This window comes from Prochlorococcus sp. MIT 1011 (assembly GCF_047305235.1).
Taxonomy (GTDB): Bacteria; Cyanobacteriota; Cyanobacteriia; order PCC-6307; family Cyanobiaceae; genus Prochlorococcus_B.
The window spans coordinates 791,811-814,045 of record NZ_CP138983.1; the positions used below are offsets into that span (position 1 = coordinate 791,811).

Annotated in this window: 38 protein-coding genes; 16 read left to right on the top strand and 22 right to left on the bottom strand. The window is 35.7% G+C overall.

Going from position 1 to position 22,235, the window contains the following annotated elements; genetic code table 11:
- Positions 1-12 precede the first annotated feature (12 nt).
- From SIB75_RS04555 to SIB75_RS04580, 6 genes are all read right to left on the bottom strand, one after another.
- Positions 13-990: an AAA family ATPase gene (locus SIB75_RS04555; RefSeq protein ID WP_413684367.1), complete on the bottom strand. Its 978-nt coding sequence runs from the start codon at positions 988-990 to the stop codon at positions 13-15.
- Positions 987-1,229 carry a hypothetical protein gene (locus tag SIB75_RS04560; protein WP_413684368.1) on the bottom strand — a complete coding sequence of 81 codons (243 nt, stop codon included), beginning with the start codon at positions 1,227-1,229 and terminating at the stop codon, positions 987-989. Before SIB75_RS04560 ends, SIB75_RS04555 begins: the two co-directional genes overlap by 4 nt.
- A gap of 320 nt (positions 1,230-1,549) precedes the next feature.
- Positions 1,550-1,993 carry a 5' nucleotidase, NT5C type gene (locus SIB75_RS04565; protein WP_413684370.1) on the bottom strand — a complete coding sequence of 148 codons (444 nt, stop codon included), beginning with the start codon at positions 1,991-1,993 and terminating at the stop codon, positions 1,550-1,552.
- A gap of 6 nt (positions 1,994-1,999) precedes the next feature.
- A complete protein-coding gene (locus tag SIB75_RS04570) occupies positions 2,000-2,650 on the bottom strand; it encodes a GIY-YIG nuclease family protein (protein ID WP_413684372.1) in 651 nt (216 codons plus the stop codon).
- Positions 2,651-2,657: 7 nt separating this feature from the next.
- Entirely contained in the window at positions 2,658-2,927 is a 270-nt protein-coding gene (locus SIB75_RS04575; protein WP_413684374.1) for a hypothetical protein, read from the bottom strand.
- Complete coding sequence (locus SIB75_RS04580; protein WP_413684376.1) at positions 2,924-4,168, bottom strand: site-specific integrase; 1,245 nt, start codon at positions 4,166-4,168, stop codon at positions 2,924-2,926. Before SIB75_RS04580 ends, SIB75_RS04575 begins: the two co-directional genes overlap by 4 nt.
- A 290-nt stretch (positions 4,169-4,458) precedes the next feature.
- On the opposite strand from SIB75_RS04580, the gene SIB75_RS04585 reads away from it, so the two are divergent.
- From SIB75_RS04585 to SIB75_RS04595, 3 genes are all read left to right on the top strand, one after another.
- A complete protein-coding gene (locus SIB75_RS04585) occupies positions 4,459-4,632 on the top strand; it encodes a hypothetical protein (RefSeq protein WP_413684378.1) in 174 nt (57 codons plus the stop codon).
- Between the two features lie 163 nt (positions 4,633-4,795).
- Positions 4,796-5,092, top strand: a complete 297-nt coding sequence (clpS, locus tag SIB75_RS04590) for an ATP-dependent Clp protease adapter ClpS (RefSeq protein WP_413684380.1) — start codon at positions 4,796-4,798, stop codon at positions 5,090-5,092.
- A gap of 661 nt (positions 5,093-5,753) precedes the next feature.
- Positions 5,754-5,885, top strand: a complete 132-nt coding sequence (locus SIB75_RS04595; RefSeq protein WP_257473377.1) for a hypothetical protein — start codon at positions 5,754-5,756, stop codon at positions 5,883-5,885.
- Positions 5,886-5,964: 79 nt separating this feature from the next.
- On the opposite strand, the gene SIB75_RS04600 is transcribed toward SIB75_RS04595, so the two are convergent.
- The 7 genes from SIB75_RS04600 to SIB75_RS04630 all read right to left on the bottom strand — a co-directional run bounded on the left by SIB75_RS04600 (position 5,965) and on the right by SIB75_RS04630 (position 8,867).
- Positions 5,965-6,105 carry a hypothetical protein gene (locus SIB75_RS04600; RefSeq protein WP_413684382.1) on the bottom strand — a complete coding sequence of 47 codons (141 nt, stop codon included), beginning with the start codon at positions 6,103-6,105 and terminating at the stop codon, positions 5,965-5,967.
- A gap of 207 nt (positions 6,106-6,312) precedes the next feature.
- Positions 6,313-6,495, bottom strand: coding sequence for a hypothetical protein (locus tag SIB75_RS04605; protein WP_413684384.1), 183 nt, complete (start codon positions 6,493-6,495; stop codon positions 6,313-6,315).
- A gap of 15 nt (positions 6,496-6,510) precedes the next feature.
- Complete coding sequence (locus SIB75_RS04610) at positions 6,511-6,675, bottom strand: hypothetical protein (RefSeq protein WP_413684386.1); 165 nt, start codon at positions 6,673-6,675, stop codon at positions 6,511-6,513.
- A gap of 573 nt (positions 6,676-7,248) precedes the next feature.
- Positions 7,249-7,491, bottom strand: coding sequence for a hypothetical protein (locus SIB75_RS04615; protein ID WP_413684388.1), 243 nt, complete (start codon positions 7,489-7,491; stop codon positions 7,249-7,251).
- A gap of 85 nt (positions 7,492-7,576) precedes the next feature.
- A complete protein-coding gene (locus tag SIB75_RS04620; protein ID WP_413684389.1) occupies positions 7,577-7,837 on the bottom strand; it encodes a DUF3104 domain-containing protein in 261 nt (86 codons plus the stop codon).
- Between the two features lie 137 nt (positions 7,838-7,974).
- On the bottom strand, positions 7,975-8,304 hold the full coding sequence (locus tag SIB75_RS04625) for a hypothetical protein (RefSeq protein ID WP_413390958.1): 330 nt from the start codon (positions 8,302-8,304) through the stop codon (positions 7,975-7,977).
- Between the two features lie 344 nt (positions 8,305-8,648).
- Positions 8,649-8,867 (bottom strand): hypothetical protein, encoded by a 219-nt coding sequence (locus tag SIB75_RS04630; RefSeq protein WP_413390962.1) that lies wholly within the window; start codon positions 8,865-8,867, stop codon positions 8,649-8,651.
- 259 nt (positions 8,868-9,126) lie between these two features.
- Here SIB75_RS04630 and SIB75_RS04635 point away from each other — a divergent pair, with 259 nt between their 5' ends.
- Positions 9,127-9,291 (top strand): hypothetical protein, encoded by a 165-nt coding sequence (locus SIB75_RS04635; RefSeq protein ID WP_413684390.1) that lies wholly within the window; start codon positions 9,127-9,129, stop codon positions 9,289-9,291.
- A gap of 205 nt (positions 9,292-9,496) precedes the next feature.
- Here the strand turns inward: SIB75_RS04635 and SIB75_RS04640 are convergent, their stop codons facing one another.
- Positions 9,497-9,604: a Photosystem I reaction center subunit IX gene (locus SIB75_RS04640; protein ID WP_413684794.1), complete on the bottom strand. Its 108-nt coding sequence runs from the start codon at positions 9,602-9,604 to the stop codon at positions 9,497-9,499.
- Between the two features lie 892 nt (positions 9,605-10,496).
- Positions 10,497-11,051, bottom strand: a complete 555-nt coding sequence (locus SIB75_RS04645; protein ID WP_413684392.1) for a hypothetical protein — start codon at positions 11,049-11,051, stop codon at positions 10,497-10,499.
- A 484-nt stretch (positions 11,052-11,535) separates the two neighbouring features.
- On the opposite strand from SIB75_RS04645, the gene SIB75_RS04650 reads away from it, so the two are divergent.
- The 3 genes from SIB75_RS04650 to SIB75_RS04660 all read left to right on the top strand — a co-directional run bounded on the left by SIB75_RS04650 (position 11,536) and on the right by SIB75_RS04660 (position 12,447).
- Positions 11,536-11,841: a 2Fe-2S iron-sulfur cluster-binding protein gene (locus SIB75_RS04650; protein ID WP_413684393.1), complete on the top strand. Its 306-nt coding sequence runs from the start codon at positions 11,536-11,538 to the stop codon at positions 11,839-11,841.
- A 55-nt stretch (positions 11,842-11,896) separates the two neighbouring features.
- Positions 11,897-12,193 carry a hypothetical protein gene (locus tag SIB75_RS04655; protein WP_269606068.1) on the top strand — a complete coding sequence of 99 codons (297 nt, stop codon included), beginning with the start codon at positions 11,897-11,899 and terminating at the stop codon, positions 12,191-12,193.
- Between the two features lie 80 nt (positions 12,194-12,273).
- Positions 12,274-12,447, top strand: a complete 174-nt coding sequence (locus SIB75_RS04660) for a hypothetical protein (RefSeq protein WP_413684395.1) — start codon at positions 12,274-12,276, stop codon at positions 12,445-12,447.
- A gap of 59 nt (positions 12,448-12,506) precedes the next feature.
- Here the strand turns inward: SIB75_RS04660 and SIB75_RS04665 are convergent, their stop codons facing one another.
- The 4 genes from SIB75_RS04665 to SIB75_RS04680 all read right to left on the bottom strand — a co-directional run bounded on the left by SIB75_RS04665 (position 12,507) and on the right by SIB75_RS04680 (position 13,887).
- Positions 12,507-12,965, bottom strand: coding sequence for a hypothetical protein (locus tag SIB75_RS04665; protein ID WP_413684397.1), 459 nt, complete (start codon positions 12,963-12,965; stop codon positions 12,507-12,509).
- A gap of 104 nt (positions 12,966-13,069) precedes the next feature.
- Positions 13,070-13,342: a cytochrome oxidase gene (locus SIB75_RS04670; protein ID WP_413684399.1), complete on the bottom strand. Its 273-nt coding sequence runs from the start codon at positions 13,340-13,342 to the stop codon at positions 13,070-13,072.
- Between the two features lie 80 nt (positions 13,343-13,422).
- On the bottom strand, positions 13,423-13,599 hold the full coding sequence (locus tag SIB75_RS04675; RefSeq protein WP_413684401.1) for a hypothetical protein: 177 nt from the start codon (positions 13,597-13,599) through the stop codon (positions 13,423-13,425).
- Positions 13,600-13,740: 141 nt separating this feature from the next.
- Complete coding sequence (locus tag SIB75_RS04680) at positions 13,741-13,887, bottom strand: hypothetical protein (RefSeq protein WP_413684403.1); 147 nt, start codon at positions 13,885-13,887, stop codon at positions 13,741-13,743.
- Between the two features lie 375 nt (positions 13,888-14,262).
- Between SIB75_RS04680 and SIB75_RS04685 the strand changes: the two genes are divergently transcribed.
- From SIB75_RS04685 to SIB75_RS04700, 4 genes are all read left to right on the top strand, one after another.
- Positions 14,263-14,478, top strand: coding sequence for a hypothetical protein (locus SIB75_RS04685; protein WP_413684404.1), 216 nt, complete (start codon positions 14,263-14,265; stop codon positions 14,476-14,478).
- 159 nt (positions 14,479-14,637) lie between these two features.
- Positions 14,638-14,856: a hypothetical protein gene (locus SIB75_RS04690; protein WP_413684406.1), complete on the top strand. Its 219-nt coding sequence runs from the start codon at positions 14,638-14,640 to the stop codon at positions 14,854-14,856.
- Between the two features lie 142 nt (positions 14,857-14,998).
- Entirely contained in the window at positions 14,999-15,187 is a 189-nt protein-coding gene (locus SIB75_RS04695) for a hypothetical protein (RefSeq protein ID WP_413390984.1), read from the top strand.
- Positions 15,188-15,439: 252 nt separating this feature from the next.
- The gene (locus SIB75_RS04700; RefSeq protein ID WP_413684407.1) at positions 15,440-17,203 is read left to right on the top strand and encodes a carbamoyltransferase C-terminal domain-containing protein; all 1,764 of its coding nucleotides are present in this window, start codon (positions 15,440-15,442) and stop codon (positions 17,201-17,203) included.
- Positions 17,204-17,267: 64 nt separating this feature from the next.
- On the opposite strand, the gene SIB75_RS04705 is transcribed toward SIB75_RS04700, so the two are convergent.
- Both SIB75_RS04705 and SIB75_RS04710 read right to left on the bottom strand, forming a co-directional pair.
- A complete protein-coding gene (locus SIB75_RS04705; protein ID WP_413684409.1) occupies positions 17,268-18,068 on the bottom strand; it encodes an NAD-dependent DNA ligase in 801 nt (266 codons plus the stop codon).
- Positions 18,032-19,087, bottom strand: a complete 1,056-nt coding sequence (locus SIB75_RS04710; RefSeq protein ID WP_413684411.1) for a hypothetical protein — start codon at positions 19,085-19,087, stop codon at positions 18,032-18,034. The genes SIB75_RS04705 and SIB75_RS04710 overlap by 37 nt, the downstream gene beginning before the upstream one ends.
- Here SIB75_RS04710 and SIB75_RS04715 point away from each other — a divergent pair.
- The 4 genes from SIB75_RS04715 to arfB all read left to right on the top strand — a co-directional run bounded on the left by SIB75_RS04715 (position 19,041) and on the right by arfB (position 20,593).
- Complete coding sequence (locus SIB75_RS04715) at positions 19,041-19,169, top strand: high light inducible protein (protein WP_413684795.1); 129 nt, start codon at positions 19,041-19,043, stop codon at positions 19,167-19,169. The genes SIB75_RS04710 and SIB75_RS04715 overlap by 47 nt on opposite strands.
- Positions 19,169-19,294, top strand: coding sequence for a chlorophyll a/b-binding protein (locus tag SIB75_RS04720; protein ID WP_011294605.1), 126 nt, complete (start codon positions 19,169-19,171; stop codon positions 19,292-19,294). Before SIB75_RS04715 ends, SIB75_RS04720 begins: the two co-directional genes overlap by 1 nt.
- Before the next feature lie 379 nt (positions 19,295-19,673).
- Complete coding sequence (locus SIB75_RS04725; protein WP_413684412.1) at positions 19,674-20,162, top strand: hypothetical protein; 489 nt, start codon at positions 19,674-19,676, stop codon at positions 20,160-20,162.
- An 8-nt stretch (positions 20,163-20,170) separates the two neighbouring features.
- The gene (arfB, locus tag SIB75_RS04730; protein ID WP_413684414.1) at positions 20,171-20,593 is read left to right on the top strand and encodes an alternative ribosome rescue aminoacyl-tRNA hydrolase ArfB; all 423 of its coding nucleotides are present in this window, start codon (positions 20,171-20,173) and stop codon (positions 20,591-20,593) included.
- A 321-nt stretch (positions 20,594-20,914) separates the two neighbouring features.
- Here arfB and SIB75_RS04735 read toward each other — a convergent pair whose 3' ends face one another.
- The gene (locus SIB75_RS04735) at positions 20,915-21,079 is read right to left on the bottom strand and encodes a hypothetical protein (RefSeq protein WP_413684416.1); all 165 of its coding nucleotides are present in this window, start codon (positions 21,077-21,079) and stop codon (positions 20,915-20,917) included.
- A gap of 592 nt (positions 21,080-21,671) precedes the next feature.
- Here SIB75_RS04735 and SIB75_RS04740 point away from each other — a divergent pair.
- The gene (locus SIB75_RS04740) at positions 21,672-21,893 is read left to right on the top strand and encodes a DUF2839 domain-containing protein (protein WP_413390870.1); all 222 of its coding nucleotides are present in this window, start codon (positions 21,672-21,674) and stop codon (positions 21,891-21,893) included.
- Positions 21,894-22,235 lie beyond the last annotated feature (342 nt).

The window sequence follows — 22,235 nt, forward strand, 5'->3', positions numbered from 1 at the left end:
TAGGAAAAATGATTATGGAGGTCCATATAAAAACTTAGGTCTTCCTTTGTTCCCAGTCTTTATGGGTGTTCTGCTAAGTAAACCGACTTCGAACATTTCAATGGATCGATGTCTTGCACACTCATATGAAGTACCGATTTTTATTGCTATTTCATCAATAGGGAGTGGATCAGGAAACTGAATAAAAAGAGTGGTTATTTTATCTTCAAGAGATAGACGTTCTTGTGGTTTTAAACCACTACCTACTTCTTTTAAAGACCAATAAAAGTCTTCTATATTTCCCTGTAGTTTTAAGAGTGTTCCTTCTTTGCAATTACGTTTACCTAAACAGCTCAAGTTGTATTGATCTGGCCATTGAGGCTTTGTGACTTTCCACATTCCCCAAATATCACTAACCGCTGCCCCTATTGTTGAAACACCTTGTATGTCGTGTTTAATAACTCGATCTCTTATTTTATTTTCATGTGGCTTGTTGAGATGTGATGTTATTAATCCTGCAACATTTGCCTCTGCAAATGCTTTGCCAATTCGGTAAAGCTTTCTAGGGAATCCGAGATCATTAACATCAAGCGAGTTTGTAGCAAAGAGACTTGTAATCGAATCAATCAGGATTGCTATGTAAACCTTTGATTTGATTTGATTTTCGAGCCAATTCACATCAAGTGGTGGATTGGCATAACAAATCTCAAATTGTGTTTCTAATCCCATTCGACGAAATTTCTTTATTGCATCTGCAGGAGGCTCATCTCCTTGTATTACTAGAACTTTCCCTTTCTTTGTCTGTAGTTGATCTAAGAAAAGTGATCCTTTAAAAATGGCTTCAGCTGCTCTATAGATAAGAGAGCTTTTGCCGCTGCCCATTTCAGCGGCAAGAAGCACAAATGCTCCTCTCGCAAGGAAGTCTCTGATAACCCAATCTATTTTTCCTACATCCACCCCCCCTAGTACGGCAGGTTCAATTTGGTAGTCATCATGAGAATAAGTTTTCATTCTTCTGTGACCTCCTTCTTCTCAGACTTTGCGAGAAGGTCTGTTTCCATTTCAGCTGCTTTTGCTTGTCCGCTAAGGACATCCAAGCATGCTTCCAAGTTGTAGAGACAATGACTATTTTTATTTGTGGGATTCTTTCTTTGCCAGCAAATGCCAATAGGCAAGATCCCATTTGCACGCAGGCGTGCGAGTGTTCTTTCACTAGTGCTCAACGCTAAGGCAGCATCACGTTGACACACCAATCTGGGTTGGTGCATTGTATTTGTAAAAATTAGTTGGAATTTTGTTTAGGCTCTTAATCCCACAAGGATATAAAGCAATACATGGAGACACCCACCAGCACAGCTACCAATCTGCTCTCATAAAGATTCGGGGCGTAACCCCTTTAACAGATTCAGTGGTTTAATCCAATAGCAAGCGCAGCACAACCTTGCTTGTTGTTGATAATGGTATAAGACTTGTCAACTTTTGGCTAGATATTTCTACTTTCTTCAGATTTTGTCTTTAATTAGAGGCAAATCTATCTAAAGTTATTTGATTCCAATAATTATTATATAAGTTATAGCAAGTACTTACAGACACTTTCCCAATCTGGAAAATCTTCAGATCCAAAGTGAATATGCTCCCCCTTGAAAAGATTTGCTCCATTGGCTGTTCGATCATCAATTAAGTAATCACCCATATTTAGATTTTTGTGATGACTCAAAATAAGTCTTTTATGTGCAACATCTCCAAGATATTTTTTTACCCATTCATTTTTATCACTCCATCCGCTTGAGTTCTTCCAAGGAGCAGTTGAAAGGATATAAGTATCGTATTTGTTGGAAAGGTTTTTATATGCTTCTATTGCTCCTTTTAAAGGATCCATAAGAGCAAAAATCCCAGGCACCTCATCTAACCTGCCTTCGTATTCGATTTGTTTTTCTTTGGAGGTCCTTACGATTCCAGAAGGGAAATCAACTAGAACGTTATCCATATCTACATAAAGGATTTTTGTTGTCATAACTGATTACTTGTTTGATCTGTCAGGAAAACCAGCCTCAGCCCATTCCTCGTATAAATCACTCAACCTTTCACCTTTATATGTCCAGTATGGAGCAGGCCTTCGAGTTTTGCGGTCCTCAGTTCCTAGTAATTCTTTTGTGTATCGAGTTAAAGAAACTTTCCCGTCTTCTGGCTTATATCCCACTGGCTCTATCCATCCGTCGTAAGCAATTTTTGCTGTAGTAATACCATCTTTAAAAAGAATTTCTTCTCCCATTAATCCCATAGTCCAAAGGTTCATTTGAGGACGTTGTGTCCTTTTAAATTTTTCTGTTGCTGCATTGGCCTCAGTATCAACTTTTTCTGCTTCTTCTTGAATAACAGGAGTAACATCTTCGATAGCCATCAACCGCAATAGGGTAATTGCTTGCTCAGGCTCAATATTGAAAAATTCCCTTCTTGGATTAACTCGATAAGGCCCAAATGCTAAATGAAAAGCAGATTCAACTTCGTTTTGGTCTTTGACTCTTGCTGCATATTCACACTCAAAAGGAAGTGGAACACCAGTTGTATATAAGTCAGATAATCGAGCACCAATCTCTCTGCCTGTTCTGCCAATTTTTACCATTTTTGGCATGGCTGGATTAGTTAAAACGTAGACAATTCCTTCCGTCATTTTTCTATTATGCCTCTTCAAACCTTTTGAAGCGTTCTCTTGTCTTGGGGTCGTCTTTCCAAAAAGCAGCATCACAAGAATTACAACCCCATTTTCGAGGCCAAGGAATATCAGGAATACATCCAACGCAATGTATTTCTTTGTTGCGAAAATCCTCCTCGGATGGATAGCCATAAATTGATTTCTTTACTGCTTTCTCTCCGCAACTAGGACAGATCGTTGGCTTTCGAGTAACCCAATATCTGTTCTCTGATTCAGACATTTTTGTGATGTTCATGCTATTGCCCTTTCTCTTGCGACCTTAAAAGCGTTCGTTGTAGTTGACTTTTTAGAAAACGGATAATTTCTATGATGAGCTTCAATTGAATGACCCATGCTTAGTGATGCACTACCAGAATCAATTAATTTGAGGTGACAACGCAGCGCATAATAATGCCGAAATGAATAACAGGTGATATTGGCACCTTGTGTTTTTTGCATTAAAGCTTTTAGATCTTTCCAGCTTTGTCTACGTTTTAAATAAGTACCAGCAGCTTCACCATCAACCTTTTCGGGTAGGGGTAAAAGATTACTTCTAAACCTTTCAAGAAGATTCCATTGAATTTCCTTTCTATCTCGATCAATCAAAGGTAGCGGTTCGATTCGTCTTGGTTCGGTTGCTCCATTGCCGGCTTTCTTGATGTAGGTGCAATGCCAATAATGTTCTTTAGAAATTGGATCAAATAATGCTTGTAAGTAATTGACTTCGATGGGTCTAAGACCAAGTTCTGCCATTAGGCAAAAACAATTAAACCAATTGGTCGCTGCCTCTGAATCTTTTTGATAGGGACTATCAGTCGGCAATGTTTCTAGGAAATCTAAGATTTGCGCATCACTTTCAAATGCTGCAGCTTTTTGATTGACAATATCTTTTGGCTTGGCTTTGCCAATGTGTTGCTTTAAATCAGTTGGAGGTGTCCATACGTCGGCAATGCCTTCTCGATTGACGGCATGATCTAAGAATTGCTTGATGGCTCTTGTTCTTTGTTTCCTAGAGACACTTTCAGGCTTCCAATCTTTGACGCAAATATCGATGAGATCTCTTGGATTGTTTGGTGGATTTTTTTTGCTCATCACTTCAACCACCATTTGGCACGGTGGTTGATATTGCTTGATGAATGTTGCTTCACTGATGGCAGTTCCAAAATTAATCTTTTGATCTTTAAAGCTCTCTAAGATATTCCTCCAATCTTTTGGTTTTCTTGGTGCTTTGCCCGCGGCCATTTCTGCTGCGGCTTTGAGAGAGTGACCTTTTTTGAGGAAAACAAATATATTTCTTACTCTTGAATAAGCATCACCCCATTTTTCTTCTTCCCATTTGAAAGGCAGGATGACGGACTCAGGTTTATGTCCTGGTCTTCTTCTACGTAATTCGACCATTCCACGCTTGGATTTATTTGTCGTCAGACCACTTTCAGGACTCAGTCCCTTGATTTGTTTTCTTGCAATCGGTTCCCAATCTTTACTCAAAAGAGCCAACAAATAGCCAACAAATACAGCATAATTGGACCAGACAGAAAAAGACAGACCCTGTCATATCAATTGGTATGGCTGTTGATCAAGTGTCTCAAAGGAGCAAAAAAGTGCTTTGGGAGCACTAGGTCGCAGGTTCGAATCCTTTCGCCCCGATCCGTAATAGCAGCGGTTCCCAGCCGTTGCTTTTTTATTTCAAGGCTGACAGCTGTTTGTGTCAGACAAGTGCCAGGATTGAGATTAAAGAGTAGTTGAAACAACTGGAATTAACGGACTTAGTAAAATGCTCTTAAGATATGGAACCATCTTTTAAGTTCAAAGTGAAAAAGGTTATTTCATTAGTTTTTGCTGTTTCAGTTATTGGAAGTCCATCCCTTTCATGGGGTTGGGGTGAAGGTGGCTGTTCTTATTCAAAAGACAAAACAAACCAAGAAACAAAAACTGAGCAAGTAAAAGAAACTGACTCTTAAGTTGGAAGACCAAGCCAACCAGCCAGAGTTTTTAATTGAATATTTTGCTGGTATCAAAAAAGGTGATTTTTACGAGGAACCAGTCCAAGGGGAGTATCCCGATTGGTAGAGTTATATCTCGGTTGACAGTCGATTTATCTTGGGAGCATTGACCCCCATCTTTATGGATCAAATTACTGATTCAACTTCTACAGTCTTAGATCCAAAGACAACTAAAAAAAAGTATCCAGACGCAAGGATCATAGTTCTTGATGACAATTTTAATTCGTTTGAACATGTGGCAAATTGTCTTGTGACAATCATCCCAGGAATGAGTGAAAAAAGATCATGGGAGCTTGCCGTCGAAGTGGATAAGGAAGGTTCGGCGGAAGTATGGAGAGGCCCCCTTGAGCAGGCAGAGCTATATCATCAGCAACTTGTCAGTAAAGGATTAACAATGGCACCAATTGAAAGAACATAAAATTTCTCATTCATATCTACGGTCTCAAAAAGCAATGAAAAAACTCTATTATTTTGTTCTTGGTCTTATTTTTTTCTGTCCTATTGCATCAAGCAAACGAAATAGCTGAACCACTTTCATCTGATCCAATGCTGGAAGAGGCAATTAAATAATTACGAGGTGAGGGAATGTATTAAGGCAGTCTTAGTTGGTAAGGCAAAAAAGCTTTGACAAAATTTAACTACGACAAGATAAAGAAAAATAGACAGGAAAGCACTACCTCAACCGAACATCAGTTTTATAGAATTACTTTTAAACTATCTGCACACAGTAGCGAGTAACTAAGTCAAAGGCTATGTTGCGGATCAAGCTCTGGTTAGAGAAGGGGACAGTCGGTGAAATCCTGTCCCTTTGCTCGCAAACTTATTAAAGGTAGTCTTCCGCCTTCTTTGATAAACAAATCTAAGCCTTGCATTTCCTACATACCTGGCTTAACCAATTCACTTCGAGACTCCTATGTGGAGCTTTGAGTAACTATTAAAGTTAGTTAGCCCTCTCTTAAAAAAGAGGGTTTTCTATTGCAAAGCTCAAAATATACAAATTAGAGAACCTTAGGAGTCAGCTTTCCTCGGTTAGGGCCTAAAGCTGTTAGTTTGTTTTCTTCGTTTTTATCCAATGTTGGATGAACTTAGAGAAACAACACGCCAAACTTTTAAAACTTCAAGCTAAAGCAGATGCTTGTACTTCAAGAAAAGAGGCTCTAAAAATTTTAAAAAAGTCTGATAAGGCTATCCATAAACTTTCTAGGCCATAGAAGATCGACTAATAGTAGTAAAGATTACCCAATAGGTTTTGAAATCTTGCACCAGGCCCAGTCATAACTTCTGTACCTGTTAATTCTTGTTTTTCCAGCCGAACATCTCAGCCATTTTTCCAGTTAGAGCAAAATATCCAATTGCTCCAAGGAACAAAACAAAAGCAATCAGATTCGGAACGATTCCACCAATGATTTGAGCTTTAGCAAAGAGAATCATTTTATTGATGAGGGGGGACTTTTTCTCCACGTATTACTTTTGCTTTTCTAGTTTTATCAAAATAAATAATCACCCCACAAAAAACTGCTAAGCCAATCAAGTTGGAATGATCCCAACAATAATTTCGAACTCATCAAAGAATTTCATATATATCTGTATCGACTCCAATTTGTCTTGTTCAGATTAGAGAATTAAAAAAGGAATTGCTTAGTCTTGCTCTTTTTCTTCTTTTCTGAATTTGAACCAACCGTCTTCTTTCATTCCTCTTCTAATAGCAGTAACAAGTGCTCCAAGAAAAAAAGAGCCTACTCCAGCAAAAATTGCCAGAGTTAATAAAGGCTTAACTCCTGATACGGCTGTACTTTGAAGGGCAGGATCTAACGGATCCATTAAATCTTTGTTTTATTAGTCGTCATAAACTTTGCATGTTGACGAAGTTGGGTGGATTTCACATTCTTCTTTCCAAAACTCCTCTCTGGTTTCAACAGGAATTTCATAATTGAAATCATGCATGACTCGAATATCACTCAACGCATTTTTGATGACAGAAAATGGAGTTCTTAGCTTCATAAACCTCCTGTTCGGATTACTATGTTCTACTTGATTCCTTTTGATTTAAACACCTCGGCTTTTACTCAAGTACTATCTCCTAGTTATTCGACAGGAAATAAAAAAATGGCTGACTTAAGTCAGTCCCAATGCTTTCAATAGGAATCAGCACTCAATTCAATTCTTAATCAAGAATCCATTGCTGCAACTTCTTCGCAAGCTTGGTTTTGTCTTTCTTCAAAAACTGAAGGTTTGTTAAAAGTAAATACTCTTTTCTTAAATGTTGCAAGTTGAGCTCTGTGTAGTCTTTCAGCTTTTAAGACTCTTTTTTTTAGTTAGTACTAGGTTGTTCATGAACTTGATTAATTACTGGAAATCCCGTTCCCTACTTCCATATAATGCACTCCAGAAAGATGAAGCGAACGTCTACTTAAATCAACAAGCCAACCAGAACAATTGAAATAAAATTAAGTACGGTTTCTTAGAAAGTCATCCGTAAAACTATCCTTAATCAAATAACAACTTTAATCTTAAACCTAGAAAAGTCTGACTCGTAAGGTCCTCCAATTTGTACATTTTGAGCCTCACCTAAAACTATCTTTTTTTCTTTTTGTTGCTGTAATCCCTTTTAGTTGAAAGCTTGTTGCCACGCCAATCAGTTTCTCCTATATACATTTCCTCTCCAAATAAATCGTTTAATTGCTGTTCCGTTATTGGCTCAAGGGCAGGGGCTTCAGATATTTCTTCTTGGGGCATTATCTCAAACTCTTCTGCTTGTACTGCTAAAGGACTGATAAATAATAGAAGACCAAGAACAAACAATAAGAGTTTCTTCATCCCCATAATAGGCGATTTTGTCTATTAAAAACCCAAACTCTCTTTCGAAGCTATCGGCATTAATGCCTTTTTTTAGGCGGTTTTTTTATTGCTGTTGCTGCTGTTGTATTTGCTCGTAAAAAGAAGAAGGCTTTTTTATGATTGTCCGATATTCGCTAACTATCTTGGTAACTTCCTCTCCATGAATCCAGCGAATTTCTCCGGAATCTACATTTGCGATTTGGAAGAGAGTCGGTGCGTCGGGATCTCTTGAGCCACCAATAAAAGTAAGAATTTTTCCTATCTGATCATTTTCATAGAGAACAGTGTCTCCAGGTCTAACTTTTAAAAATAGAGGGTCATTCATAAATACTTTCTAACTAAATCCATAGCACAAGGGAAGTATTTTTAATTACTAAACTGGATACTCACCTTGGACTGGTTATTTGTAGAAATCACTATTTTCATTACCAGAAAATCCAATTAAAAATGGAGGATCTTCTCTCATTCGTCATTTTTTGATTGATTGGAAGCCTTCTCAAGAAACTCGACAAACTCCTTTTGTTTCGGAGTAAGTTCTTCTTGTTCTTGATCTTCTTGTTCCCAAGCTTGAAATTGAAAATAAAATATTGCGGCAATCGCTACGAAGATTAAAAGGAGTCCAGCCCAACCCCAAAACTTATGTTCTGTAAAAAGATTAGTCAGAGATGACTGTTCTACATATCTAGCATCCATCTCGTTTTGAATATTCCCAGTCCATGCGTCAGCAGCAATTATAAAACTCCCAATTAAATCAATCATTGCAGCTATATGATTAAGAACAATATTAGGCAAAAGAAAACCCTCTTGTTATGGGGGTTAACTAAAACTGTGTGAGGAAGTTTCTTTGAAGGGTAAAGATTGAACATTCCAGCACTTAGCCCCTTTTATTTTTTTGAGATAATTTTGGATATTTAACGCTTCCTTAGATAAATAAAATAATAGACAATCCAAAAGACAGATAAGTAAATAAAGAAAAATGCTATTGGGTTTAACCCTGCCACAGATGCGAATTTTAGACCTAATGGTATTGAGGCAAAAATTAATCCATATCCAAGCAGGTGATTAAAAACTTCCCAGCTTCGGAAGTAGCAAGACAGGGCAAATCCAATGAGAACTAAAACTGCGAATATTGCCATTTATTTATTTTCTTTTTTCATGTCGTAATTAAATTTGGTAGAAGTTTTGTTTCCTTGCCAACTAAGAGTACCTTGATACATGTCCTCACTCAGTAAGTAATTGAGTGCGTCTTCCGATATTGGTTGAGGTGTATGTGCATCAGCTATTTGTTCTGCTTGAACTGCAAAAGGACAGATAAACAAAAGCAGACTAAGAACAAAAGCAAAGAGTTTTTTCATCTAATCCAACCTATCTGCATAATCTCTGAGAATTTCTGCAATCACATTTGGTGGAATTTCTTTTTGAGCGTCCTTACAAAGATCAAAGAATTTATCCATGAACTCTTTTCTGGTCATGTTCCTTAATGGGCCAAATTTTCTCTATTAAAGGCTCAAACTCTCTTTAGTAGCTCTCAGCACTAATACTCAAATTTTATTTTCCTATGGACAAATGGTTATCGTTTTCGCTTGTGTGAGGTTATAAGTCCTTGCTTCGACTATGGATTCTTTTCCTAAAGATACACATAGGTACGCTTTCGCGTTGGTTAAAGCCGCTCGAACAATGCCTGTAGATATGGCTGAAAAGCTTGATCATATAAAACAAATAAGATTCAACGTTCAATTAAAGTCTTTAAGAAAGAGAATCAACAGAAGAATCACTTAGAACTAAACTTTTGTAAGAATACTATGTCTCTTTTGACAAAAGATATTAGTAGACGTTTTTCTATAATTAACTCAGTATTTGTGGACGAGCTTCGATGCTTTTGACTAAGCCATCACTCCTGAATAAGCAATGGCTGTGAATATTGTTATCTTTGAAATCAAAAAAAACTGTATAAGTTTATTCACTTTTACGACATTGGATGGAATTAAAGATCAGGAAAAAAGTAATTAAAAACAGTGATATTGGTAGCTGTGATGGACTTAAAAATTGTTGCAACAACTGGCGCTGATCTAAACCATTTTGTTCGGAATATTTTTAAAAAATGATTTCATAATCTTTTATACGATTACAGATGAACCAACTTGAAAAGCACCAGCAAGTAAAAGCAATGCGGGCAGATTCCAAAGAACCAAAACTTTTAAAGCAGTAGATTTATAACTTGCAGCAGTCATTTCTAATTAGTGGAGAGAATGTTTTAAAGTGAAACGCAGACAAGAATCACTCTTGCATTTAGATTAAAAGCTGCCTTCTTTTTCTGTGATTAGATCGGGGTAGGGCTAACCGTGGAATAAATTTTTCTTATGAATCAAAATGTTCCTTTTACTAGGAGTGAGGTTTCGTCAAAAGCAGTGGCTAGATCTTTCGTCTGAAATCTGGAATAGATCAAAAGATGAGTATCTAATGTGTGACCCATTGCATCAGCAATTTGTTTTGGAGCTCTATAACTTCCATCTGCTTTAGGTCGATTGTGACCGTAATAGGCATAACGATGCCTGAATGAATAAGCAGTTAATTCTTGTTCTTCTATTGAAACTTCTTTCCTGATTAACTCCCAAACTTTTCTGCGATTTAATAAGTTCTGCAGGCATCGCCAGCATTACCCTCTTTACCAAGTGGGGGAAGTAGGTTCAAATCTTCTTTTTCGCAAATAGCTAACTGTTCTTTTAGATGCCAGTTAATGGGGCCATCAATGTCATGGACCAGCAACGGATATAAACGTCTAGCCTCGCTCTTTTCTCCTTTCTTACCACCTTTTGATTTTTCGAAATTAGTCCAAATCTCTTGACCACCATTGCGGGTGAGGATAGTTCGGAGGTCCTCAGGTCTTAGGCCATAAACAGCTATACATTGAAAAGCAAATCTCCATTTGTTGCCAATTTTATCTATTGGGAATGAATCTAATAATTGAAGAATTTGTGAATCAGTTAATGGATAACCAATCTTTTTTTAGTAGTAACTAAATCTTTATCTGTTACGTCTGGGGGTAACCACGTGGACTCGAACTGCTGTTCCTGAACACAAAACCGAAGAAACCCAAAAAGGGCTAGACGCATGTGTCTTCTTATTGGTGTTCCTTGTTGCCATTGTTTTAAAGCAACCTTGCATAGTTCTTCACCATTTAAAGGTGCTTTGGAACTTTTTCTAGTGGCATTGATTACGTTCTTAAAGACTGGGTGATATTTGCTACGCCAAGTCGAATCTTTTACACGATCTTTTTTAAATTCCCTATAAGCCTCGATTGATTTTTCCCAGTCAATTTCATTTTCGCTTGTATGTTTTTGAGCAATATTAAAGCAAGCCCTTACCTCTAATTTTTGCCCCGACTCTTCATAAGCTTTTGCTTCTGCCCTAATCCTTTTTAATGCATTAGGCCAGAATTTTTCCTCCCATTTATATGGAATTGTTATGTCACCAATTTTTTCCCACTCTTTCGAATTTGAACTCTTGTCGTTTCTTTCTTCCCTTGCATGACTAGCCACCCTTTAGGAGTAGAAGCTTTAACTGCTTTCCTAAATTCTTTTATCCAACTTGGTTGATCGGCTGTTTTAGCCAATTAGGGAGCACCATGTCTCTATCTTCCTATTTTACCCCCCCCCACTGGGGGTAAAATTAATCTTTAGTGGTCATTCTTAGTCCGTCTAAAGGAGTGTGATTGACTGCAAATATACTTTTTTTAATGGAATATTACGATTATTACTTTAGAAGCCCTTGGGCTTGGGGAGCACTAGGTCGCAAGCTCGGCTCCTGTTATCCCTATCAGTCAGAGACAGTTTTCCATCTTGTCTTTTTTGATGGGAAGACATAAGGGTTCCTCTTAGGTCCATTCTGAGTATTAAATTGCTAGTGATAGAGCTATTTCTTTTTTTCCAGCTGAACATTAAAAAGACAAGATTAGTTTCGTATAAAAAGTTTTATTTTCATGTAACAAATAGGCGACAATAAAACTAGTTTGGTCTTGCTCAAATGTCTGATCTCTTATTCAAGATAGATATCGAGATTGATCAAGTTCAAAAAAGTTTTAGCTGCAAGTCAGACCAGACCGTACTAGAGGCGGCTGCAGATGCAAATGTTGAGTTACCAAGTTCTTGCCTCGTAGGCATGTGTTGCACCTGTGCTGCCTTTCTCAAAGAAGGTTCTGTTGATATGGAAGCAATGGGGTTGAAGAGTGAATTGCAAGATGAAGGTTATGTTCTTTTATGTCAGGCCTATCCCAAATCAGATTTAAAAATAATTGCGAATCAATTTGATGCTGTTTGGGATCAACGATAAAATTGAATAAAATCCTGAAATTGGACTACTAGTAGTAAAAAAGTTCTTCCATACCATGACTGTCCATCCAGATTACGAAATTAAAATCAACATAAATGAGTTGATAGAAAAAAGAATTCCTTGCTGTGATTTACTTCATCCTGATCATTGCTTAACAGAACAACAAGTTTCGGAGATAGCACATGGTGTTAGTAAGGACTTAAATCTACATGACATTTATAAACAAGTTGATCAGCATATTATGAATTATGCAACTGCGGCTGGTGTTGATAATAAATCTCATTGGATAGAGCCAAATCTTCCCGACCTAGATAGGGATATGAAAGAAGAAGTGGAAATTGATTTTGAATAGTTAATTTGATTGTGTAGTAATAAATGCAATCAAATTATTAATACGCTTATATAAGAGAGAGATGTTTTGGTGATTTTTTAATGAGTGGAGACAATCAGTATGTTTCTCAGCCTTTGAAGTTCTATACAGAAGAAATGACAGAAACAAAAAGAATTGCAATAGCTCACTTAGAAAAGAAATTATTTCCTGTCGCTAATTCTGTAATTTATTTAGACCAAAAGCGCAACGAATCAAGAGTTACTGAAGCTGCATAGCATTACAAAGTAGAAACATCATTAGAAAATAGAGCTATAACACTATTGCTATTTCTTTTTTACGATTTCTCCTTTTTCATCTCTTCCCTAATTTTTTCTTCATTCTTAATAACGATTGCTTCAGCTCCTTTTTCTTCGTTTTTAGTGGAGAGATGTCGAGAGGAATATAAAGAACTTTGTGTATCGTTGTTTTCAATAACCTCAATCTTTTTATTGAAATCTTTCATCAACTCAGAGGAGGCTTTCCTAAGTTCTCTCTCGTTCTTGATTACTATTTCTTGTGCACCTCTCTCATGCTCTGGTGTTGAAGCATGACGAGAAGAATAGGCAGATTCAGTCTGATCGACTGTCGTTCCATCTTTAAAGTTGTCTGCAATAGATTTCAATAATCCTTCTGCAAAACTTCGAGGACAACCAAGATCCTCAACCATTTCTTCTATTTGATCATTTATGTCCTTATAAACGGCTGTAATAATGTCTTTCTTTAGCTCATCAGTTGTATTCCAGTCTTCTGTCATTTGTATATGCTATTCGAAATAGATGATCATTGGTTTGACATCGACCCTACCAAGTCATCTTAAATTCCAAATAACAATTAATACTTTTAGTTGAATTAGTAATATTAATCTTTACTTGTAATTTCAATCTTAGGTTTTCGTAGCTTATATCCAAACTCAATTAGTTGATGATATGTCAATTTAGCTTGCGAAGCGCTAAGAGATAGACGTTTCTCTACATCCTTTTGAAGCTGGAAAAAACCTTTATTTTCGTTGTCTTTTTCAATAGTTACATATTCCGTTCCTTTCTTTAGAATCCAAGGCTCTTCTTGATAGTTTTCATCATCAATTTGATAATCCCATGGAACTATTCCCTTGCTTTTATTTTTTAATGGCAAATCAAAGCCTAATCTTGTTATGGCTTGACTCTACTGTATTGTTGACTCCTTTTGAGTTGACTTTATTTATCTAGTTCGTTTTATATTATCTCTGTAGGAATTGCTAAAACTTCATCATTAATACTTTCTCCTAGCCATTCTTTGTATTCATGGAATAAACAGCGACGATCAGCAGGACATCTTAAGGTTTTCATTCTTGAAACTGCATTCTTTACTGACATGTTCAATATGTCTTTCAACTGCTTATCAGTATTCATTCGGGTAAGAAATTATCTAATACTTATTCAGTAGCCATAAATCTTGATCTTGAAATTGGAGTTAATACTCTTTGTGTCTATATCAAGACCTTGGATAATTTATAAAATGATTTAGTTTCGTTTTATTCTTCATGAATTGGTTCAATTAACAGTAAGGGTCTCATTGTTAAAAACCTCTGCCATTAATGGGATTAAGGCTGTTTCTATTTGTTCTTCTGTTTTGAAACCAAGGACCTCTGCAGGTTCATTCCCTAGAGAGATAACAATTGATTCGCCTGTATTAGTCATTAGTAAATTAGTTTTCTTCAATAAATCTCCACGAAAGCTACCTCTAAAACATTTTCAATTAAGAGCTTTGTGTTGAAGAGAAGTTAATTAATTAACAACAATCACAACTAGTTTCGTTTTTTGTTATTCATAAAATGCATCTGCAATATCTCTAAACATTACATCAAATAATTCCTTTAGAAGAATATTGAACTTAAGAGCAATTTGAATTAATCGTTTTTTATGCAACTAACTAATTTAGAAATCAAAAACCTTTCCACCTTCAAAACCACTCAGAGATTCTTTAATATCTTTTAGTTGCTTGCATTCCCCATGTAAAGCTAAATAGCATTTTCAATTGGGGCCGCTATATTTGGTGTACTGTCGATGAAATAGATGTCCCAAGCACCACATTCGCATTCGGTTTATAACGAAATCGTCGCTCATTCAAACTTAAGCATGATGACCAAACTTACTGATTGCGAAGTAGCTACTGATTATTTTGGAGCGAAAGAAAGAAGTGAAGCTTTTCGCAAAGCTTGGATTGGTGCTACTGAAGCAACTCTTATAGAACGTAAAGAGAGGAAACTTCTTCCATCAGATTTGGACTAATTATTTTTAGATCTTTGATCTATTCTTGGAGAACCTCTTCGATTCTCTACAAAGCTAATTGCTACTTAGAAATTTCAGAGGCATGCCTTGGGTTGCCTTCTATTGACTTGTTAGAAGAATTTCTTATTCTTTTAAATAACTCTTGAAGGTTTTTAAAGGATGACTTTTGCAACGACATATAGCTATAGCGACAGACGTATTTTTGATCTTAAAACTTTAGTAGAAGCAATTAGATTTATTGTTATTAACTTTGTTTTGGCCTTTATTTTTTTATTTCTCATCGTTGAAGAATTTGAATGGGCAACATTTTCAAATAGAAAAGAAATCAAAGATAAGGTTATTGATCAAACATCATGGAATATTAAAACATTAATTTGATCTAAGTTATGGATGTGGCAAAAGAATAATCGAAAAATCTATGGAATAACTTCACTTATGCCAATAGCAATACGAAGGTCGAATAAATAACGATGAAACGCTGAGGAGAAATGTCTAGGATCTTTTTAGTTATTAATTTCTAATGCCTTCCCCTTTATTTGCAATCCCTCTAAATATGGGGACAGGTACATGGATTGTGACGATTATTGCTGGGTTAAGTTTTGTTGTGATGTTTGGTCTCGCCTCCGCGGGCGGAGACTACCAAGGGTTGATAAATACAACGCTTGAAAATGATGCTCTTGCTCGAGAAAAGAGGAAGGGCAAAAAGTAAGAAGAGCATCATTATCTATTAGACAAAGCTAATGAATAAATTAAAAGATGCATTCCCAATTAGCTATTTAAGTAGTGATACTTTTGCGGACGGAAGTAGAGGTTTTATAAAAGATAACGCTACTACTTAATACTCATAACGGTTTTCCTCGGTACCATTTAATACAATTAACTTTAATGACTTAATATCTATATATCTATATATCTATATCTCTAAAAAGATAGTATACCTAGGTTTCTATTTTCTTTTAAATTGTTAATTCTTGGACTAAATGCATTCGAAATTAATTCTTCAGCTGCATTTATTAGAAATGGAGAAGTGCTTTTTGCTATGTGTGAGGAAAGATTTAGCCGTATAAAAAGAGATAAGTCATTTCCTTTTAGATCAATAAATGCTGGCTTATCTAATCTTGGCATTGATTTCTGTGAAATTGATGCAATAGCTGTTGGTTGGAATCCAATTGTGGAAGCAACAAAAATAAATGGTGTTTTACACCACAGACCTCGAGAACTGTACTTCTATAAATTAATTGAAGCATTTATGTCAAAAGAAAATTGTCTAGAGGATGATATGGATTGGTCCATGATTAGGACATCTGGGCAAACTATTCCTGATATTTATTTTATTAGACATCATTTAGCTCATGCTAGTAATTCTATATTTCAATCCCCTTTTACAAAAGGTGATTTCCTCACTCTAGACTTCATGGGTGAAAGAGAAACGGGTATGTTTGGATCTTTTGATCAAACCAATATCAATAAGGAATATATTTCTAAGCAACCTTCCTCTACTGGAGCCTTTTATGCAGCTATTACTCAATTATTAGGATATAAAAGTGACTCTGACGAATGGAAGGTGATGGCTTTAAGTGCAGCTAAATCTGATGAACAAAAAGTGAAAGAATATATTAAAGTTTTTGAGGAAAGTACACTTGAAAAAGGCATTGCTCCTTTTTTAAAGAACGAGTACTTTAATACTGACCAGCCTAGAGAAAAATATTTAACCACTCAACTTTTAAGAGAAAAATTAGAAACTCCTACAAATTTAATCAATAGGAATTCCTCAGATATTCGAGACTGGCAAGTTAATGTTGCGACAGCTATGCAAAAATTTTCGGCAGATTATACATTACGAGCTCTTACTAAAGTTTCGAAGAAAAATAATTCAAAGAGAGAAAATATTTGTCTATCTGGAGGTTTCTTTATGAATTGTGTATTTAATGGTGAGTTAGAAAGATCTTCTCTATATGAAAATGTATTTATCTCTCAGTCTCCTGCAGACCTGGGAAACTCCATTGGTTCTGCAATGTACACATACCATCAGATCCTTGGCGGGAAAAGAAAAGTTCTTAGTTCACAAGCTTTATTTACTGGTAAATCTCTTTCTCAAAAACCCTCAGAAATAATTGACAAATTTCAAATTCCCTACAAATCCTATGAAAATAAAGCCAGCTTGGTTCAAGATATATTTAAATACCTTTTAGACAATAAAGTAATAGCTATTTGCACTGGAAAATCTGAGTTTGGAGAACGTGCACTAGGAGCAAGAAGCATTATTTGTCTTGCAACAAGAGCTGAGAACAAAGAATTAATTAACAATAAAATAAAATATAGAGAGGATTACAGACCTTTTGCACCAGTATGCTTAAGAAGTCAAGCTTCTAAGTATTTTGATGTCTCTAAGGATTATTCATGCTCAGCAATGGAAAAAGTTGTCTATGTAAAAGAAATATTTAAGGATAAGCTACCTGCTATTACTCATTTTGATGATAGTGCAAGACTTCAAACAATTGATGATAATAATGATGACCTTTTGCCTTCGATATTGAAATATATGGACAAACATAAAGCTATCCCAATCCTAATTAATACCTCATTTAATCTAAATGGAGAGCCAAATGTTGAGACTGAGATAGATGCTATTAGGACTTTCTTTACGAGTGGTCTAGATGTTTTAGTTATTAGTAACTTATTGATTTCAAAAGAAAGATTAAAATCATCAACAGGCTGTAATTAAAATCGATTACGTAGAGATAACGATTGGTTCTGAATAAGTTTATTCATATTTGAATTATGCCTAATTAATCCTTCATCGCTAGCGCCCAATTCGGACATTTTGAAGTAACACCAAGTTTTTGTTTAGTTGCTCCAGACGCAACTTTTACGACTATTCCATCGGTAGTAAGATTTTCAAATAATTCTCCAGCTATCCATTCTTTGTGCCATCGCGTCACTTGCTTTGGATCGGCTGTTCTATTAGTTGGAGGAATTTCAAAGAACCAACTTTCTAAGCGTTTAATATCTTCAATTTCATCTGCAGTACTTCCAAGAATTTCATAAGCAACAAAGCTAAGTCCAGCCCCAGTTGGATTTTTCCTTCTTAGGTGTCCAGCTGCTAGGGCTTGAGATTTAGTTCTAGAAAGATTTGATGCATAAAGTTCGCCTCTTATTTCAAGTGGTTCTTCTGAAACTGCAATGCCATCTTCTGGAAGTTCTACAGGAAGATTGCAAACAGTTCTAGCTGCCTCAGTAACATCTTTTCCACTCCTAGTGAAGTCTGCAACTAAGGTTCCAGATTGGTATCTCAATCCCAAAGCACAACCATCGAATTTAGGTTGAACAATCATGGTTTCATTTCTGGCTTTATCCGCCCACCATTCGCTGAAGCAGTAATTATCTAAACTAAGCAGCTTCATTGATTTACCAAAAATCGGATGATTAGGATTTCTTTTTTTAAGTTCGTTGTATAAGGAGTCATACTCGGCATCAGATATTTTTGCCTCACCTTTTCGATAGCAGTTATCAAAATATTCTATTTTTTTAGCAAGTGACTTTATGTTCATAACTACTGAGCCTTTTTCTTTATTTCTAACTTTTTCCATTTACTTGTATCCCTTTTCTTTTTACTAGGAAATCTGACATCTCGACCAACTTCTAGGCTTTGCTTCTTATAGCTTTCTTCTGCCTTAGCCTCATCTACTCTGATTTGATTTAGATCAAGTCCAAAGGCAACAGCATCATCCTCTACGTTGTTTAAACCTCTGTATTTGCCTTTATGGTCATACATACCAATACCTATACCAAACTTATAATTCTCCCCGTAAACCGTAGCGGCATCAATATCAAACTTATAATGATCAACCTCAACACTTTCTTTCTTCAATATTTCAGCTTCTAATGCAATTCCTGCATCTTTTAAAAATATATTAAATTCACGTCTTTTTGCTGGTATAGACCTTTCTTTTTTAATAAATGTTTTAACCCTTTTTTGTATGTCTACTTCTAATTGCTGACCAGTCTTTTTCCTTTCAAGATTTTGTATATCAAGTATTGACCTTTTATAACTTGTCTCAGCAGTTTCAAATTCTTCTTCCCTAACTTTTATTAATTTCTTCAAATCCTCTTCAACTATTTCATCTTCCTCCCAAGCTCTTGCCCTAGAGCGTTTTAACTTACTCAATTTTTCATCTATTTGATTCCTTTCATTTAGTAACCTCATCCTTTTCTCTTTTAATAGTTTTAGTTCTTCATCGTGCCGTTCATTAGTAAAAAAATCAGCCCATCTGAAGGTAGCAATCTTATTTAGAATTTTTAATTCATTATCTATACCATTGTGTTTTTGAATGTATGGAGCTGAATAGATAGCAGGACATCTATTGTTGTTCTTTTTGTTCTTTTTTTCGCTGGCATTATCGCAAAAAATATATTGGAATTCAGCCTTTATCTTTGGTGAGTTTTGAACATATCTCTCTTTGTTTATCTCCCTATCCTTAGTAGCTACATGTAATCGACCGCCGCAATGGGAGCAGAAGCTAATGCCTTGAAAAAGATTAACAACCTCTCTATGAGGTGTTATTACATTAGTTCCGTTCGTTCTCTTAGTTATTGCTGAAAGACTCAATGGCTACGCAGCATTTGTTGGATGCTGGGCACTAATCGGTGCATACCTAACAACCGGTCAAATCATTCCAGGTGTTGTGTAATGAACAAGGAAACTAACTACTGGAAAACAGCCGAGCAAATGAACGGCCGTCTTGCGATGATGGGCTTCTTTGCAGCTGTAATTAATTACGGAATAACAGGCTGGATCATTCCAGGAATTGTTTAGACCTAACTTTTGAATCTAATAAAAAAGCCTCTTCTCTGTCATTACGGAAGGGGCTTTTTGTTTTTCCAAATCTTTAATTCTTTATTTTAATTTTGATCTGAAGAATGAATGAATGGAGTTTGAAGAGATTATTTGGTACAAGTAGACAAAATTGTTTCAGCTGAAAATATTGAACTATCGAAGAAGATTAAATATTAAACGCGTCATTTCATTCCCACTAATAGTCTATGTATTTGTCTTGATTGACAGTTTCATATCATTGTTCATGGTTGGTTCGTCGTTTGGTTTTTGTATGGCTGGGAAAGAATCAGGAGATAGGATAGATACAAAAATTAGTTTAATATGTCATAATCGATAACAAATTTGTGGAACCTTTTAGATGGGGAGAGGTCCTGCTCAAAAACAAGCCTTCGAATTTGTTCTTAGTGAACAAGAGGTTAGTGAAAAAGATATTGGATGGGTCCTGTCTAAATTAGATAGTCAAGAATATTTATTAAATGACTGCCATTACATGGCAAGAATACTTAGCAAGGAGTCTGAGAGTAATGCTAAGGAGATTTTTATTCATCGTTATTTTACTCTAAATATGAAAGGACTTAGTAGAGATAACAAACTCAATGATTCCTTTAAAGAATGTATAGATAAAAAGAAAATGTGGACATTACTTGAAAAGAATTTTGGCGCGATATGTATTAAGCTTCCAGATGCAAGTGTTAATGGTGAAACATATTTATTTGTGTGTGGTCCTAACAAAAAATGTCCCGAGCTCGCTAACACGGATTCATTTGTGTTCTTAATTCCAAATGAGAGAAAAGAACCAAAAAAGCAAAATCCTTTAGAAATGAGCTCACTTCGATTAGCTGGATAAAGATACAAATGAATCTACGGATTAAGACTAACCTTGAAATACCAGCCAACGAAATACAGTGGAGATTTTCTAGATCATCAGGAGCAGGCGGACAGAACGTCAATAAGACAGAAAGTCGAGTTGAAATTTCCTTTAACGTAGCTTATTCAAAAGCTTTAAGTCCATATCAGAAGTATATGATTTCAGTTAGGAATGACGTCAAGCTCATCAATGGCTGTATTTGTATAGCTGTTCAAGATAAGAGAACACAGAATCAGAATAGACAATTAGCTTTAAGTAGACTTGCTTCAACTTTACGGGAGCTTTTAAAGCCACCTCCGAAGAATAGAAGGGAGACAATGCCAACACGTTCATCTCACAGGAAGAGAGTCGATTCGAAGAAGAAACGAGGAGAATTAAAGAGAAATAGACAGACAATAATAGATTTTTGACACCTGCTTGGAGGTGTCTTTTTGACAGTTCCTTTATTTAACTTATAAATTACATTTACAAAACTATTGAGTAGGTTAACGTTTTTTATTACCTATCCAGTCTTTAGGTTTTTTCATCATCCAAGTCATAATTCCATCACTATCCATATTCCTTGAGCTAATGCCAAAGGCCACGATAAATAAAATACTAAACGAAATTATTATGGTAATTAACAGAGGGCTTATGCCCATTTCCGAAGGAGTAAGAGCAAAAAGAAATTGCATGATTTGGAGGTGAAAATTCTTTTTTTTAAATTCTAAAACTTAAGTGTTTGTGATTGATTATCCATGCCATAAAAGCTCAGATAATTCGTTTTTTTCCATTGAGATGAACTGTTGAAACATTGTTTCTTCGTACAGCCTTCTAAGTTCCGTCTCATTAGCTTTTGCCGCCATTGTCTTTGCTAACTTTCTGGCAATTTCTTGATGATTAAATTCGGTTTTCATTCGTTCATAATTTATTTAATTATCCCTTTCTAGAATTAACTATGCGTTTTACTTCGACAGTATTCACATAATGTATTTTGCCTGTATCAAATTTGCTATTTAAAAATTGGTGGATCTAAAGATCCATATATACCTAAGCTATGTACAAATGTGAATAATGTAGAAATAAGCTTGGCTCCTGTTGCGGCTGTTAGAGAGATTCTCCTCAACTCATATCAGTAACCGTATCGAAAGTCCAAAAAAAAGCTCCTTTTTAGGGGAGGCTCTTTTACTTCTTAGACCTGAGCTAGCAGTTGCTAGCAGAGCTAAGTCGATAACTTGATTGAATAATTATAGTCTATTTTTTATTCTTCTTCGCTTTCTACTTTCTTAGCAAGTTCTCTAATCATCTTTGCAATTACATTTTTTGACAACTGAACTCTTCTTTGATCCCATCCACACTATCTAAAACGGATTCTTAGGCAGCCTCAAATTCTTTTGAGTATGTTTTTCAGTCATCCTCATTAAATGATTTTTTTATTAAACCGTCTAAATCTTTTTAAGCCAAAGCCCAACTTCGATTTATCTTTAGAGGATTACATCCTCTTTTTTTATGGGAGAAGCTAAAAGAAGAAAAGAATTGGGACTGCCACCAAGAGAAAAACCTGTTGAGTTAAAGTTACCCGTGCTTGATAAAGAAAATATTCAAAAAAAGGTTAGGTCTTTTTTGTATAAAAATCCAATTATTCCATTTGTTTTTTATGGTCTTGTACTTGGAGCTTTTGGTTGGGGGCTTTATAATCTAGTAAAAGGCTATCAATTACTTAAGTCATAGGCCATTTAGTAATCACATGTATTTAAGTGTTCATCTGTCTCGCAATAGAATTTAGCATATTTATCAGAAGCATAATTACAATTGAAATTTACTGGGTGATAATGAAAAGCAGATTCCAATCAGATGAAAATTATCTTCAACTCCAGTATTCGATCAATCTGTAAGTAATACTGTCAGATAAAGAGGAATAAATTATGTAAGTGTGTCGAAGCTCGCCAGATTTTATACACCCGTCTAACAAATTGACCATTGCCTAATGATGGTTGAGGTGCCTTACGCCTTATTTTTTGTTGTATCTAAAAAAACTTCTTTTCCCTACTAACGACTTGAAAGTGCCTTGTT